The organism is Nostoc sp. DedQUE05, assembly GCF_034530955.1.
Lineage (GTDB): Bacteria > Cyanobacteriota > Cyanobacteriia > Cyanobacteriales > Nostocaceae > Nostoc.
Genome location: NZ_JAVRCB010000011.1, coordinates 128,322 through 144,506, shown reverse-complemented (window position 1 = coordinate 144,506; position 16,185 = coordinate 128,322). Strand labels below are relative to the sequence as shown.

Genomic DNA, 16,185 nt, shown 5'->3' with positions numbered 1-16,185 from the left:
CAAGGCTCCTTTGGACGAGAATATGCCAATCAGATGCGGATAAATCAACTAAAACCATTAAATATCAGTCCTAAACTAGAAGACGTTGCCAAACGTAATCTATTTGCTCTGCGATATTTAGTTACCCATGATATTTTTCATGTCTTACTTGATTTTGACACCACTTATGCAGGAGAAATTGGTGTACTTGCTTTTGCTGCTACACAAAACTACAGTAAATCACTTGAAATCGGTCTGTGCTTGGCTAGATTGCTCTATCCAATTTTAGCTCGCCAACAAATCAAAGCGATTTTCGCCAACCTGGAGAAAGGGCGAGAACTAGGCAAGAAAGCTGATTTTCTGTTGGGCTACCGCTTTGAAGACCATTGGGAAGAACCAATTGACCATCTGAGAAAAAAGTTGAGATTACCATAAATTTCCACAATTCATCCGAAAAAAGGATTTACTTGCTTAATAACAGCTTTTTTAAAAGCCCTGCTCTTTTTTTATAAAAAATGCTTGATATTGCTTAGGCTGTCAAATGTAGCGCTAAATACATTTTTAATGCTACATTTGGTTTTTAATACAGATATAAGCAAAAAAAACATATATCTTTAGCGGTAAAAATTATCTGCTTTAAGACATAAATACTTAATGGGTAATTCCTAAAGAGCTACTAATAACAATTAATATTTACAGACTTTTAGGTTAGAGACATTGTTTATCTGACTAAGTGGATTTATATAGTAGTCCTTAGATATTTGAAGGACTTGCAGATGACAAACTAATCCACATTTTTCCTTAACACGATAACTGCTTCAGGTGGAAAGCCAAAGGATGAAATACTGGATAACGAAATTAGTATTTTGTATAGTATTACTGTCTAACTTGTTTCTATCAAATGATTATGCAGGAGCAACCCAACTTTCAAATACTTCTAATATTGATGTACAGCACTTAAATACACTGCCAGTAGTTGAAAACGTAGCAAGTGCTGACAAGAATATTGCTGAGATTAAAAAGGAGGATTTTTGCCGATTTAATGGGATTGTTAATCAGGTAGATAAACTAGAGGGACTTTTCACACTTTATTGCAGCGAGGATTCGGGAAAAGTTTTCTTAGAACTTAAGCCAGAGCAGCTAAATAAAGATTATCTAGCTATAGTGACATTGGAATCAGGGGTTGGGGAAAGTGGGGTTTATAGTGGATTACCTCTCTCTGATTTTATCTTTTACTTCCAACGAGTAAATAATAGATTGCATTTTGTTGTACGTAATTTAAAATTCCGTACAGATAGTATACCAGAACAGCGATCGCTTGCTCGCTCATTTAGCGATTCAGTTCTTTATTCACTCGAAATAGCTACTATCGATCCAAAAAGTAAAAATATTCTGCTCGACCTGAATGGACTGCTAATGCAGGATTTACCTGGATTAACTCCTCTATTAAAATATTCTTTACAAGCTGATTACCGTTTAGATGTACGCAAATCATATTTTGGTGATGTTAACAGTTTCCCTGAAAACGTAGAGATTGATTCGATTTACGGTTTTTCATCATTAGAAGGCTCAAATTTAATCGCTGTACCCGATAGCAGGGCACTCACTCTAAAGGTACACTACAGTTTTTCTCAACTGAGAAAAAACAATGGTTATATTCCCAGACTTGCTGATGACAGAGTTGGATATTTTACTACTGCTTTCCAAGATTTCTCTAATAATAATGCTCGCGAATCATTTGTACGTTATATTAATCGCTGGCATCTAGAACCATCCAATCCTGATGCCCCCTTATCTCCACCCAAAAAACCAATTGTGTATTGGATTGAAAATGCTGTACCACTAGAATACCGCGATCCGATTCGTGAAGGTGTTTTGATGTGGAACAAAGCATTTGAAAAAGCTGGATTTCAAAATGCCATTGAAGTGCAACAAATGCCAGATGATGCTGATTGGAAACCAGCAGATGTACATTACAACACCATTCGCTGGTTCAATTCTTTAGATGCAGGTTTTGCCAAAGGGCCGATGCGCGTCAACCCATTCACCGGGGAAATATTGGATGCAGATATCATTGTGGATGCCAATATGGTGCGTTTAGTTCAGCAAGAATATCACGCACTGATGGAAGCAAATTCATGTCAAGAAAAAACGAAAGGACGTGAAGACGCGGGGAAATTCCTGGATAGATTTGCGTCATCTTCCTCTGCTCGCTTTTTCTCCTCAGAGTCCTGCTATGGTATGGAATCTTCAAATCAAGCAGCTATGGGGGCGCTGGCGTTATCAATGTTACCAAACACTACATCTAGTAGTGAAACGATGAAGGAGTATGTGCATCAATATTTGCGTTCTCTTATCGCTCACGAAGTCGGGCACACTCTGGGTTTGCGCCACAACTTTTACGGCAGCACCATGTTAGCGCCAGAAGAATTAAATAATACTGAAATCACTCGCACCAAAGGTTTAGTGGGTTCGGTGATGGACTATGTACCTGTGAACATAGCACCACAGGGAGTACAGCAAGGTGACTATTTTCCAAGAGTTATTGGGCCTTATGACGAATGGGCAATTGAGTATGGTTATAAAAAATTTCCATCAACAGCGCTGGAGGTAACTATTCCAGAATCAGAAAAAAGTTTTTTAGACCAGATTGCCCTAGCGTCGCCTCAACCAGAATTATCTTATGCAAGCGATGAAGATATCTGGGACATTAATCCTTTAGCAAATGTCTGGGATATGAGTAGTGATGTGCTACTGTATTCGCAGTGGCAAATGGATAATGCTCGTTTTATGTGGGAGCGTCTTGATAAGGGTTATCTATCGAAAGCCAAAAGCTATAGTAACCTACGCCTTCAGTTTAATAGAGTACTTAAATATTATTTTCGGAACGCCACTTTGCTTTCTAAATACATTGGCGGACAATCGTTTCGGCGTCTCCATACCAGTAATGATGCTGCTTGGGCATTTGTACCAGTTTCACTTTTAAAACAACGCCAAGCATTGACAAAATTGCAAGAATATGTATTTGCAGATGATGCTTTCAGCTTTTCACCACAATTGCTCAATCAACTAGCACCATCGCGTTGGGGAGACTGGGGTAGTTCTGCACCTAATAACCGCCTTGATTATCCAATTCACGATCGCATTTTGAGTTTTCAAAGTATGATATTGCGATCGCTATTAGACAGCGATCGCCTAAATCGGTTACAAGATATAGAATTAAAAACTCTGCCTGGAGAAGCGCTTTCCATGCCAGAACTGTTCGACACTCTGCAAACAGGCATCTGGACAGAAATTTTCGCCCCCGGAGAACCAAAGCCAATTTCGAGCATCCGGCGTTCATTGCAACGGGAGCATCTGAATATTTTGTTACAGATGATGTTGGGTACTACTAATACACCTGAAGATGGTCGGACATTGGCTTGGTATAAATTGCGCCAACTCCAAAAAGCCATTGATGTCAAACTCAAACAACTTGGCGAAAGCCTTGATGTTTACACCTTAGCTCACTTAGAAGCTTCTGGCGATCGCATTACTAAAGCATTAAACGCACAATTACTTTCTAGGTAGACATAATAAATTGGGCATTGGGCATTGGACATGGAGAAGAGACAAAGGAGACAAAGAAGAGAGTTTCAATAATTCCTCCTTGTCCCCCTTGTCTCTCTTGCCCTCTGCTCCCCTGCTTATTCTCTTGTTTCCATGTCCCATGCCCAATGCCCCACTTCCTCAAGATACCGCGTTCTTTATGAAAACATTGATTGGCAGATTTTTTCAAAAATTATAACCAATTGCCCAGAAGAACATAAGGGGCCCAAAAATATGGACGATTTTCTTTAGCTAAAATCGCAAGTTGGGCGCGTTGCAGAGCTTGGGCTTTAGTTACTCCAGCATCCAATTGTCGATATAATTCACCCATAAAGTCGCTAGTAGATTCATCATCTACTGTCCACAAAGTTGCTAGGGTACTGCGTGCGCCCGCCCGTACTGCTACTCCAGCTAATCCCAAAGCAGCTCGTTTGTCTCCTGTGGCAGTTTTACAGGCACTAAGGACGAGTAATTCAATTGTTCCTCGTCGATTTTCACCCCTAGCTCGAAGTAAATTATCTAGCTCTCTACCCCTGAGTAACTTATCCCACATAAGAATATAGGTTTCTTGAATATCTGAACTAAATTGCCCATGAGTAGCTAGATGCACCACTGAAAAGGAAGTAGATTGAATTTGCTTTTGCAGATTAGCTATAGTAAACTCTTGATTTAAGAGTTCTTTAGTTGATTTGACTTCAGATTGGACTAGTTTTAATTCCTGTGTGACATTTGAGAGTTTGGGAAATGATTTACCTTCAATCAAGCGTTCTTGCTCAACCCCAGCAATTAAAGCGTTTAGCCGCCGCACGTTATGTAAAGGCTTAGGATCGAGGAGTTGTAGTCCGGGCATTAAAGAAACAGCATACTTTTCTATCAGATATTTCTGCTGTTTTTTATCATAAAGAATCGCCATTGGAATATTCCGCAAAGAACCATCAAGCACAAACACTATGGATGCGATCTCTGCATTTTCTAAATCTGATTCTATAGGTTTAATTAACCAATCATATAACTGTTGCGAATGCTGCTTAACATTAGGCTCACGACTAGCAATGGGTAAATATTTCTGTAGTTGTTCTACAACGTTTTCTAATACATCTTTAGAGACTTTAGTTGTTTGACGGGAGATTGCATCTTGCCCTGGCAACCTAGTAATAATTTCCAGTCGATTATCTAAAATAATTGGATAGATAACTACTGTAGATTTTTGCTTTTCAACTAATTTATCAAGGTCAATTCTTGGTAGCAAACAGGGCGAACGAAAGAAGTTATCTAATTCTGCTAACTGGAGAGATTCAATTACCTGACGGGCTTGAACGAGATTATCTGGCTTTTGAAGAGTATTTTCCGGAAGTTGCAGCAGTAAATCAACGTACTGTCGATATACGGGTTCTACGCTTTCACGGAAAGAAAATTGTACGTCAGGATTAATCGCAACTAAATCATTACGAAGAGATTTGAGGGCATTATAAGCTTGATTATAAGCAGCTGTTGCTGCTGGGATATCGGATTGCTTTTGCAGTATCCGTCCCATCTGCCAATGCCATTGATAAGTAATGTCTTGAGCATCAACAGACTCGGCTTTCACCAAGGCTTGTTGTGTAAGGCTATTAGCATCGGCTAGCTGTCCACTTTGTTCGTACAAACCACCAAGAGTACCAAGGGCATAAGACTCGGTTCGTTCATCTTTTAAACTCTTAGCTATTTGGACAGCTTGCGCTAGCATTTTAGCAACATCTTTTGGCTGAACTGAGTTTTGTGTCATTTTGCTCAGACTTTGGGCAAAGTTAATTCGGTAATTAACAGCCGTCCGACTTGGAGGTAAACTGTCTATCTGAGACTGAATTTGAGGTAATAATGCCTTTGCTTGGCTAAATTCCTTTTGCTCTACCAGTAGTCTTAATAAATTTAGTTGAGCCAAAAGACGTACAGTAGGTTTAATTGATGCAATCTGTGCTGCCTGTTGATAGTATTGAATTGCTGTTTGAGTGTAATCTTTGGCGTTGTTTGAGTTACCCAAACTAAGTTGAGCATAGATTTGAGCGCGGGCTGTATTACCTAAACTTAGTAAAGCATTACTTTGAGCGATCGCATCTTTGACTCGTCTAGCCACAAAATAACTTTCTTCGAGAATTTTGTGCGAATCGTCTAAATAACCCAAACTTCGCCGGACATTCCCTAAGTTATACAATCCTGTAGCTTTAACAGAAGAGTCTGGTTGGTTTTTAAGAATTTCTTGGGCTGAGGTTAAGGTTTTATCTGCTTGGAGATAATTTCCCAAAGCTTGCATTGCTTGGGTTTGATTAACACGATTGTGAATCAGTGCAGATATATGATCTAAGCGTTGATAAATTTCAGCTGCTGATTGCCAAGTACCCAAGGCTGCTTCAGTTTGTCCCTGTGCTAATTCCAGTCCACCTCGAACATCTAAAGCTTGGGCTAAGATTTGTGAAGAATTTGCATCTTTGAGAGTTTGTAATAGTTTAATACTTTGTGTAATAGCTTCAGTTGCTTCTTGCCATTGTCCTAATTGCTGATAGGCTAAACAAAGATTGCTTAAAGCTATAGCTTCATTCAATACATCATTAGTAGCTTTAAATTCAGCTACTGCTTTTTTGAGAAGTTGTACCCCTTCTATAAACTGTCCTGCTTCATAAAGTACTTGACTTTGCTGTACTAAGCTAGAAGTCTGGGTTGGGTTAACAGCAGGTGTAGTTGCTAAAACAGAATTAAATCCAACTTTAGATTTTGCAAATGCTGCTGTTAAATAATTAAATGAATCAAACAAATATGGCAAAAAGGCACAAAGTAATACAGTCAATAATGCTATAAAAAAATGCTGGGAAAATTTCATATAATTTTAAAACTTACTTTCTTAAATAGTATAGCCGTAGTCACATAGTTTAGGACATTTTGAAAGCGTGAAAGCTAGGAATAATAGTTTTACCTTCTGCCTCCTGCTATATTTAATCCTTCTAATTAGTGAGAATACAAACCTGATATAACTCTCTGTAGCTCTGCAATTTTGTGTAAAATTAAAACGGATTATAGTGTACAAAAAAATATAAACCGTTTTCTTGCCATGTATTGCTTTGAGTATCAACAGAAACTAAAGGGATACCCCACTCAACACCAGCAGTAAAGTTATTACCCTGTAACCAACGTAAACCCAAACCAACAGAAGCTAGAGTGTTAGTAGCGGAAGTTGCGGTAGTGTTGGTGGTGTTGGTGTTTTGGGTGAGGGTGGTTGGACATCCTGCGGTGGCGGAAGTTGCCGAAGCGAAGCAGAATTGTTTTGGGATGGTTGTACGCGATTGAGTGTCTGTGCCCTGCTGAGTGTAGTTATCAGGCTGTTGAACAACATCAGCAAGCAGGACACTATCAAAATATGAGTAACTTTAGCGACCATGACACTGAATAGGGTTGTGTCTGAAAGTGTAGGGGGCGGCAGATGAATTAGCACTCAAGACTATTTGTCCTTTGGCGTTTAGCGTCGCACCTGTGGCTTCAACAATGCGTTTAGGAGTGGAAATAGTTGTACTGCTAACAGGTGGTATGGAACGATTGTTGTTAGTAGGTTTAACAGACACCCAATCGATTTGAGGCACATCAGGAGTGAGAATGTCTTGGGGATTGGGTGGTAAACCGCCGCGTCCAGCAATCACAAATCGGTTTTGAGCATAATCTGGACTGTAGCAGCCTTGAGCCACCTGAGTGTCAACTAGTGTTGTTGGCAATTGTACTAAGCCACTGTTGGGGTCAACATCTGGGGTGTTGAGTTCTACAGTGCCTTGTGTACCAAATTCTGAACTAGCAGTGATGTCACTCAACACAGTTGGACTTTCACGGAACTCGATACCATAAATGCCAGTGGCTTGAATATCCACTCTGCCACCACTGCCTGTAAAAGCATTGGCAGTGATGTCACTATTTTCACTAGGCACAGCGAGGATGAAACCATTGGGGGCAGTGATTTTGATATTGCCACCATTACCACCAAACTGATCAACGCCAGCATTGGTGGTGATTTGACTGCGATCGCGTAATAATAACTCTTGCAGGTTGAGAGTGATATTACCACCAGTATTACTACGAGTTGCGGCGGAGATTGTGCCTCGATCTAGTGTGAGGAAGCCTGCGGTCAGTTGGATATTACCACCAATACCTTCTCCCTGACTGTTAACGGCAATTGTAGCACCATCTCGAATTGTCATGATTCTGGGGTCGATGATAATATTACCGCCATTACCAATAGAACCTTCACTGGTACTGGCAAATAGACCAGTTTTTAAACCAGAGAGGGTAATGTTGTCTTTGACATGGAATGTAATATTACCAGCGTGGAATTCACCAGAAGTTATGGTAGATACTTGACCACCATTGCTAGCTTCAAAAGTGTTAGCAAAAATGCTGACACTGCCTGCATCTCCTTTTCCAAAGGTACTGGCATCAATTTGGGCACCATTGGTTACTTCTAGTGAGCCAGTGGTAATCGATACACCTCCGGCTTTGCCCTCTGCTCCAAAGTTGACTTGGCTGTATGCCCCACTGTTAACTCCATTCTTATCTTCACCATCAAACTTGACAGTATTTCTAGCAAAAATGCTGACACTGCCTGCATCCCCTTTTGCAAACGTACTGGCACCCAGTTGGGCACCATTGGTTACTGCTAATGAGCCAGTGGTAATCGATACACCTCCGGCTTTGCCCTCTCCTCCAGGTCTGACTTGGCTGTATGCCCCACTGTCAAATCCATACTTATCTTCACCATCAAACTTGACAGTATTTCTAGCAAAAATGGTGACACTGCCTGCATCCCCTTTTCCAAGCGTACTGGCACTGACTTGGGCACCATTGGTTACTGCTAATGAGCCTGTAGTAATCGATACACCTCCGGCTTTGCCCTGCCCGTTTTCTTCTACTCTGCTCCTAACGGGACTGTTATCCAAGGCAACAGTATCGGTAGCATTAATTTTAATATCTCCTGCTGTAGCCGTTGCTGTACCCAAACCTGACTTAATCCCAGCAATAAGTTGACTTTGTTGTTTTAAATCTAAATTCCGAGCATTGACTATAATTGAGCCTCCCCCACCAGCACTCACATCCACTACGCCATGACTCAAAGAAATATCGGCTCTTTGTACACCATTAGGGACACTCAAACTCAGGTCTTGACTATCAACATTTAATCCCACAGTCCCATTACCAGAGACTCCTGCCAATTCTACTAGTCCACCTAAAGCATTCAAGGAGCCACCATCAAGTATAATATCTCCACCCACTAACAACAAACTTCGCGCATCTCGGACTCTCAGCCCTTTAAGATTATTTCCGGCATCGGTGGTTGACCTGTTCTTAATTTTGGCTGCTTGCAGTTGATTGAAAAACAGTGCCGAAGGATTGATTGCTAGTAATTCAGAGGCAAGTTGAGGATTGGTGGCGCTGAAGGTACTACCATCGCTCCATTTGAAACTGCTGGCTGTGGTTGCTAAAAATGAACCACCAATATCTAATCGTGCATTCACTTCAAAGATAATGCCATTGGGATTAAGCAAAAATAGGTTAGCTTTACCGTTAGCGCGAATTAAGCCATCGATATTCGAGATAGACCCACCTGTGACTCTAGTAATGATATTTTGAATATCCAAAGCATTATTAAAAGAAGCAGTGCCACCAGTAGGTACAGAAAACTCGCTAAAGCTGTGAAACAAATTACTTCCTGCTTGGGTTCCTCCAGTGATATTAAAGGTATTACCCTCTTTTGCAACGCTAGAGTTATTAGGTAAGGTGTTATCTGGAGTAATTTTTTGGGCAAAAACTCTATTTTGTAAGCAAGTAATTAAAACACTTCCCACCGTCAAACTACTACACCAACACCGCCAATCTTGAATCCCTGACATAGCACCCCCATTCAACAATTCGCAATTCGCAATGACGCTCGTTCGCCCTTGGCGTCTCCCCTTGGGAGAAGACTCGCTCTAAGCGAAGCCATGCCGAAGGCTTTACGCTGCGCTAACGCAATTCGCAATTACGTAAATCAGTAACTGCATCGTGTGACTAGTCTTATTTTTCCAAGTTGTAATCCTTTACAATTGGCTCTTTAGCAATGTCTTGCAAGCCAACTGCATTTAATAAGTCCAGCCAATCTTTATTAAGAGTTGCATTCTGCGGATTGGTGCGGCGTTGTTGACCTAAATTAGTTAGGGCATCGTACCAAATATTATTGGCATTATAAACAATGTACTCTTTTGATTTTGCTGACTTTAACTGACTATCAAGAGCCTCTGTCAGAACTTGCCTTTGCACAAACCCATCGACATAAAAATTGTCAGATGTTTTTTGTACATCGCCGCAATAAATATGAAAGTACCAATGATATTTCTTATCTACTTTTAAAGAATATTGCGGTTGTGCTGGCAAAGTAATGCTGATAACTCCTGGTTTTCCAGACAGAGTAAGAGGTGTTCGATAGACATTTTGTACATCTTTACCATCTAGCACTTGTAACACAAATTCTCCAGAACGTGTGGTTTGTGGTAATTGGGGAATATAAAACCAAAAAGTTGGATTTTCTGCAACTGTTGATGCTAAGACTGATTTTTCTGCATCACCAGGTACTAAAGCTGTCAGACGTGTAAGATTGCTAGGACAATCAGTGCGCCCAGCCCCAGCTCTGCGCCGACCTGTGGGTGCGCCGTTTCTAGGCAATTTCGGTTGCTGAGAGGATTGGGAAGGCGAATTTTTAACAGTGTTTGGAATCGAATTTGTCTGTTGTGCTTGCACTGATTGCGAGGAACTCATCAAACCAATAAATACCAAATAAATTACGCAAGCGCGTTGAATTGGTTGGTCAAGTAATTTTTTTTTAATCATAATCAAAATTTAATTATTTTCTCTTATGAATATGCAAACGTCTAAACCATGAGATTACCATTACTTGGGTAGCTAGTAACGCTAATACTGAGGGGATAAATGGCACCCATCCAGCTAGTGCAAAAATACCAAAACATAATCCAAATACTGTTAAAAGTGTGACTATCACCGCCAATCCCAGGTGCAGAGGTTTTGAATAATACCACGCTGTAATACCTCCTACCAATGACCATCCCCATATCCAAAGTGCCTCTACCCATCCAGACCACCACCACAATAAAGGTCTGTTATCTAAAACTGCGCTGAGGATTTGACTTAGCATCTGCGCCTGTACAAATACCCCCGGTGTTTGCTTTTGCTTCGGTTTGGCATTGGAACTGAAAGGTGTTTTCCAATAATCATTTGTATTGGTGAGGGCAGAAAGACCAATCAGAATAATGCGGTCTTTGAGTGATTGAACTGTTTCTAATGAGATTTTTTCATTTAACACATCTCTCAAACTAACTTGCTCGGCAATTTTTTCCACAGAGTCAAGAGAACGATAATTCAACAAGATTTGATAACCGGATGCATCTACTTTTTGATAACCGCTAGTGTGTTCGTTTAATTGCTGAAACACAATATCACCAATTTGTAAATAACCTGATTTTGTAACACTTGATGTTTTACCTTCTTTCTTTAAATAATGAAGTGCTAGTTTGAGATTAAAAGCGTCTTCTGTAGAACAGGGAGATGTTGGGGGAGGAGTCAAATTTAAAAGCTGGCGACGAGCAAGATCATCTTCATCTGCAACAAAATCACTAAAACTTAAGCGTTCTATTGAAACTCCAGAAGGTGGCGGAATACCATCACTATCCCCATCATCACCAGTAGTAGGAACTTTGCATACAAAAAATAAACGATTATCCTTTTGAAAACGAGTAGCTAATTTTGAGTATTTTGGATCTACACTACCATCACGATAAATATCTAAACCGATAGTTCGTGGTTGGTATTTATTTAATTTATCTAATAATAAAGCAAGGGCTTGGTCAGATAATGACCATCGCATTTGCATTCCTTTATTGAGTTGGTATTGAATATCTGCTTCATCAACTGTGATAATTAAAATCCGCTCGTCAGGTTTTTCGGTGACAAAATGCGATCGCAACTGCATAAAATGGTCAAAAGCCTGTAATTCTGACGTTTGCAGATAACCCCCATACCGCACTCCCATGACTAAACTTGTTATCAACAAGCTTGTTAGCAATATTACTAAAACACTCTTAGTGGTGAGCATCTTTCGGTGCGACTGCCAAATCATTGGTGCTGACAAGGGATTTTGGCAAATTACTGGCAACCAAGTTGCACAAGGATATTTATCTTCTATTCCTTCGAGCCTTTTTCGCGCCTCGCGCAGTGCAGAGTATAGTGATTGTCCGCTAGAAAATTCACCTAAAAAATGTTTTAAAAATTCCTGTGCTATTAAGTCCGGGATTGGTTCGCGCATAACGATGACTTGGGGAATGTGTAAATCCTCTAATGCTTCTGCTAAACCTAAGCCATCGCAAGAATTGAAAATTGCTAAGTGCAATCCGCTTTCAATTGCTTTCTTAAGTCCATATTTTAATTTATCTAGAGTAATTGTTGTTGTTTGATTAATTTGCAGAACTCCTCTTTCTTGACTAGAACTATGTCCAGCAAAAAATAGAATATTCCAACCTTTCCCCCAAAGTTCGTTACTTAACTCCTTGAGTTGTGGCTCAATTAAGAAATTTATTTGAGCTTGGTTTGATAATTTCTCTAATAAATACTTATCTTTACTAATATCAATTCCTTGATTATTGCCAAAAATCGCTAAAATTTTAACTTTTTTTTCTTGAGTATATATTTTATTTAGTCTTTGTGGTTCTAAGGGACTAAGCGCAACTTCAGCATTTGGATAATCTTCAAAAAAGTTCCATAGATGCCAAGGAAGTCGTCGTAGTAATTTATCAGAAGTTGCAATTACAAAGCAAATTTCTTCATTTGGATTTAATTGCGTACGTAATTTTTGGTCGATTTTGCGAAACTGCTCACAATTGAGCCAAATATTGATTCTAGATGATAATTGCTGACATAAATCGTTAAATTCCAATTCCGAAAAATTTGTTATGTCATTATCTTCAACTTCCAGACGTGTCCACCATCCATAGTAACGATAGAGAGCTGAATATAATATTTGCCAATTTCGATAAAGTTGAGAAATTTCTGGTGCTGGTGGTAAACTTCCGCGAAATTCCATCGCACGTGGGTCATTTATTAACCCAAGTTGAACCGTGACATCAGGAAAACCTTTATGGAGGTCGCCCTTACCTAAATTCAAGACAACTAACTTACTCATTACACTCCTACAAAAAAGTGTCAGATGACAAAAGTTTCCTTGATTGTGAAATTACCATAAGACACTTGGATATGAAAGCTTTCTCCAAAATCCCCTCGAAACCTTTTTAATTGAATAAAATTATCATTACTTCGTGATACGACTTCTTGAATAATTTTTCCTGCGTCTGAGAATAAATTAATTTTCAGATTAGATGGCAAATAGAGTTTTTCAGATAAAGGATGTATTTGTACTAGTATTTCTACTTTCTGTTGAGAGAATAGTGCGATCGCTACAAGCAGCACTAGTGATTGATTTCCCAGTTGTAGTCCTAAATCTATGATTTTTGCTCTCGCTACGCTATTTTCACCCAACGATGAAATATTTCTGAGAGCAAATTTTTTCTCATTTATATTGCCGAAAATTTCTTCTAAAGCCTTCCAACTGTTTTCAAATAGATTCTCGAACCATTGACTTAAGTTCACCTGTATCTGGCTTGCCCTAAGTGCAGGGTGAGTGACAGTGTTAGGAATATAGTCAAAAAGGAAATTAAGGGGTTTAAGGCTTGTTAATGATATTTGCTCTGAAGTAATAGAAATAGTAGTTGTTCTCACAAATCCCAACAAGTCCGCTTCTTGAAGGCGTTCGCTAAATTGGACAGCTACATAACCAATCCGATTTTTCATCACTTCGGGAGGTAAGTAAATTGCCGTCTCTCCAGGTCGAACTGGGCGACACTCTAACTTACCAATGTTAGGAATAACTAAATCGGCAACATCAAAGAAAGCTCGTTTTAGGGGATGCCAACTATCACTTTTCTCTAAAGCTGTATCAATCTGCAACCATTTCAAGTAACTGTAAACAGCATAAACTGCTAGTGTATTCAAATAGATTTGTTTACCTTTTTGAGATGTAGTTTGTTCAAGAGCAAACTGGCGGGCGATCGCATGGGCTTCTCGTCCAAGTGGAATTTTTAAATAAAGCGTTTCTGTGCTACTCATGATTGTTAATTAGATTGATATCCAAGTTGAATTGCAACATTTTGTAGGAGCGGTATTGCTTTTAATTTCCAATGAGATACCAGAGTTTGGTAATTGATTTGGCTCTCGCGAGCAATATCTGCAAGTGTATCTGGTGGGTTCTTAAAAATAAACAGCAATCTTTGGCTTAGTACTTGACAGTTGCATTCGGGATGTTTGCGAGGATAACAATTTTGTAGTTGCTTGTCTGGATCTTGCTCAATGTAAACTGCCAGGTTGTCTACTAAACGTTGTTGTGACTGCTGCTTTAAATTTTCCAGATAAATTTCTAGTCCACTCAAAATATATGGATTTGCTGGTGTTCCTAATAGTTGTCCTTGTTCTGATACTCGTTCCAACCAAGTTGTTATTTCTGCATCAAAATTCAAAATGCTTTCATCCAAAGACAAATGAAATTTTTTTCCCCAAGGTGGAGATGGTGAATTTAAATCTTTGATGCCCCAGTAAAGGTAGCTTTTGATCCATCTTATTAAATCATCTCCAACTGAAGATGTACGTGGTTGAAAGTTTCTAATATTTTGGCTGAACCACTCCAAAGTTTGATTCAGGGCATCTAAAAAATAATCGGGGCAGTCTATACTTGAATATTTTCTAAATTCTGGTAGTCCCTGAATTAAAATCAGAAGCCGACTCATAGCCTTTCGCCATTCTCGGCTGCCATCTGGGTGTTGGCACACTGTTGCAATCAATTGGCGCAGGCGTTCATCCCGATCGTCCATAAAAGCTTTAACCAAAAAAAGTACAGTAGACACGAGACAGCAGCACAGTTATAAGCATTATTTTGACCTTATTTGTATATCAGTTAAAATTCAGAAAATTATGAAAACTTTGGAATAGTACTTGCAGAGATATGAATAATGTAAAAATTATGACAATTGCAATGACTATACAATGTTCTTTTATGGCAGTCATAGTCAGGTTTGCGATGTTAATTAAAAGATTACCGTATTTTTACATGTAATAAAATTTACACAGTAATTAAAAATTATACGTAGAGAGAATATTGATGAGCAATTTCTTGTTTCATAACTAGCTGATTATTCACTGAAGATAAAAGTATAGGCTCGATCTCGAAAGGAAATTTCAAATACTCATCACGATTAATCCCAGCCAGACTACTGGCACAGAATGCGTAACAACAATGGCGATCGCTATTAGCCTGTAGAAATCGACCGAGCCATAAATACTTATTTTATCTTTAAGGCATTAAATGTACGTGTTTTCAATCGCGTTTGAAATTTTGATACACTCGATCGAGCCATGTATTTAGATTGACTATGATTTGACTATGAAAATCTTTCCTAATTCTTAAAGATACCGCTGCAACAGACCAATGAAAACTTCTGGTATTTCCAAATGAGGTAATATTCCGGTATCTGCGATCGCATAAAAATCTTGAATTGCCCTTGGATTTAAATTTGCCAAGCGTTGTCCTAATTTGATGTTGGTAAATTGTGCTTTTTCTCCCCAAAAAATGACGGTGGGAACTGTTAGTTGTTGAATATATAAACTCAAGTCGAAGTAAAGATCGCCTCGCAAAAATGCTAAAGCAGCAAACTTGGCATTAGGTTGTTGTGCTGAGGTTAAATAAGCCTCTACCATCTCTTGAGATACTCGTTGTGACTTAGCAAAGAGAAAACTTTGTAAAAAATTTCGGACTGCAATTTCATTTTCAGCACCAATCATGTAAATAAAATTGTCCAACAGAGGCGCATTGATTACCGAAAGCGGAAGTCTGCGTCCAGCACCCTGTCCAAAATCATCAAATCCAGAAGGGGAAACCAAAAACAGTGCTTTGAATAAATTGGGTTGAACAATAGCTAGGCGAATAGCAAAAGCAGCTGTAAGAGATGAGGCTACCACTGTCACCGGCTGGCGACAAGTTTGGATGATAAACTCTGCGATCGTGCTGAGATAATCCCTAATTTTATAATCCCGCACTGGATGGGCCGACTCTCCCCACCCGATTAAATCGGGAGCTAAAATGTGGTAATTAGAGGCAAAAGCTGGGTAAACTTTAGACCATTCATAGGCAGACGCTCCCCCACCAAAGTTATGGAGAAATAGTAGTGGAGGTAAATCTTCAGTGTCAGCAATCGTCCAAGGTGCATTCGTTTGGGTATAGTAAACCATTGCCCCCAAGAATGTATGAATGACTTTATGCCCAAAGCCAGGAGGTTGAAACTGAAGCATAAAATTAAAAAGTTTAGTTTATTTGAATTTGCCTACAGTCAAACTAATTCAGGAGTCAAAATACATCTGTCTGAATAGTTATATAGCAGAATTCAGTCCTTCTGAATTCAGAAGTAAAACAGGCTTTCAACCTGGCTTTTAAACTTAGATTGTGTACCTCTCTAACTTGAA

9 protein-coding genes and 2 pseudogenes are annotated in these 16,185 nt (G+C 39.3%); 3 read left to right on the top strand and 8 right to left on the bottom strand.

All coding sequences use genetic code 11. The features are described 5' to 3' along the window. Positions 1–6: 6 nt before the first annotated feature. Together RMZ42_RS10500 and RMZ42_RS10495 are read left to right on the top strand one after the other, a co-directional pair. A pseudogene (locus RMZ42_RS10500) lies at positions 7–414 on the top strand (Coq4 family protein); the annotation flags it as partial. 402 nt (positions 415–816) lie between these two features. Continuing rightward, on the top strand, positions 817–3,549 hold the full coding sequence (locus RMZ42_RS10495) for a zinc-dependent metalloprotease (RefSeq protein WP_322671369.1): 2,733 nt from the start codon (positions 817–819) through the stop codon (positions 3,547–3,549). 211 nt (positions 3,550–3,760) lie between these two features. Here the strand turns inward: RMZ42_RS10495 and RMZ42_RS10490 are convergent, their stop codons facing one another. Next, positions 3,761–6,421 carry a CHAT domain-containing protein gene (locus RMZ42_RS10490; protein ID WP_322671368.1) on the bottom strand — a complete coding sequence of 887 codons (2,661 nt, stop codon included), beginning with the start codon at positions 6,419–6,421 and terminating at the stop codon, positions 3,761–3,763. A 181-nt stretch (positions 6,422–6,602) separates the two neighbouring features. Further along, positions 6,603–6,767: pseudogene (locus RMZ42_RS10485) on the bottom strand (ShlB/FhaC/HecB family hemolysin secretion/activation protein); the annotation flags it as partial. Between RMZ42_RS10485 and RMZ42_RS10480 the strand changes: the two are divergent. Then, positions 6,757–6,885, top strand: a complete 129-nt coding sequence (locus tag RMZ42_RS10480; protein ID WP_322671367.1) for a hypothetical protein — start codon at positions 6,757–6,759, stop codon at positions 6,883–6,885. The pseudogene RMZ42_RS10485 and the gene RMZ42_RS10480 sit on opposite strands and share 11 nt — an antisense overlap. An 80-nt stretch (positions 6,886–6,965) precedes the next feature. On the opposite strand, the gene RMZ42_RS10475 is transcribed toward RMZ42_RS10480, so the two are convergent. From RMZ42_RS10475 to RMZ42_RS10450, 6 genes are all read right to left on the bottom strand, one after another. After that, positions 6,966–9,467, bottom strand: coding sequence for a filamentous hemagglutinin N-terminal domain-containing protein (locus RMZ42_RS10475; RefSeq protein WP_322671366.1), 2,502 nt, complete (start codon positions 9,465–9,467; stop codon positions 6,966–6,968). 163 nt (positions 9,468–9,630) lie between these two features. After that, a complete protein-coding gene (locus RMZ42_RS10470; RefSeq protein WP_322671365.1) occupies positions 9,631–10,440 on the bottom strand; it encodes a DUF928 domain-containing protein in 810 nt (269 codons plus the stop codon). Between the two features lie 13 nt (positions 10,441–10,453). Continuing rightward, on the bottom strand, positions 10,454–12,802 hold the full coding sequence (locus RMZ42_RS10465) for a CHASE2 domain-containing protein (protein WP_322671364.1): 2,349 nt from the start codon (positions 12,800–12,802) through the stop codon (positions 10,454–10,456). Between the two features lie 20 nt (positions 12,803–12,822). Further along, the gene (locus RMZ42_RS10460; RefSeq protein ID WP_322671363.1) at positions 12,823–13,782 is read right to left on the bottom strand and encodes a DUF1822 family protein; all 960 of its coding nucleotides are present in this window, start codon (positions 13,780–13,782) and stop codon (positions 12,823–12,825) included. Positions 13,783–13,787: 5 nt separating this feature from the next. Next, positions 13,788–14,573, bottom strand: a complete 786-nt coding sequence (locus RMZ42_RS10455; RefSeq protein ID WP_322671362.1) for a hypothetical protein — start codon at positions 14,571–14,573, stop codon at positions 13,788–13,790. A gap of 556 nt (positions 14,574–15,129) precedes the next feature. After that, positions 15,130–16,014 (bottom strand): alpha/beta hydrolase, encoded by an 885-nt coding sequence (locus tag RMZ42_RS10450; protein WP_322671361.1) that lies wholly within the window; start codon positions 16,012–16,014, stop codon positions 15,130–15,132. Positions 16,015–16,185: the final 171 nt, after the last annotated feature.

Excerpts from the sequence above, each read along its gene's own strand:
- RMZ42_RS10495 (WP_322671369.1), top strand. The coding sequence starts at position 817 with ATGAAATACTGGATAACGAAATTAGTATTTTGTATAGTATTACTGTCT.
- RMZ42_RS10490 (WP_322671368.1), bottom strand. The coding sequence starts at position 6,421 with ATGAAATTTTCCCAGCATTTTTTTATAGCATTATTGACTGTATTACTT.
- RMZ42_RS10475 (WP_322671366.1), bottom strand. The coding sequence starts at position 9,467 with ATGTCAGGGATTCAAGATTGGCGGTGTTGGTGTAGTAGTTTGACGGTG.
- RMZ42_RS10470 (WP_322671365.1), bottom strand. The coding sequence starts at position 10,440 with ATGATTAAAAAAAAATTACTTGACCAACCAATTCAACGCGCTTGCGTA.
- RMZ42_RS10465 (WP_322671364.1), bottom strand. The coding sequence starts at position 12,802 with ATGAGTAAGTTAGTTGTCTTGAATTTAGGTAAGGGCGACCTCCATAAA.
- RMZ42_RS10460 (WP_322671363.1), bottom strand. The coding sequence starts at position 13,782 with ATGAGTAGCACAGAAACGCTTTATTTAAAAATTCCACTTGGACGAGAA.
- RMZ42_RS10450 (WP_322671361.1), bottom strand. The coding sequence starts at position 16,014 with ATGCTTCAGTTTCAACCTCCTGGCTTTGGGCATAAAGTCATTCATACA.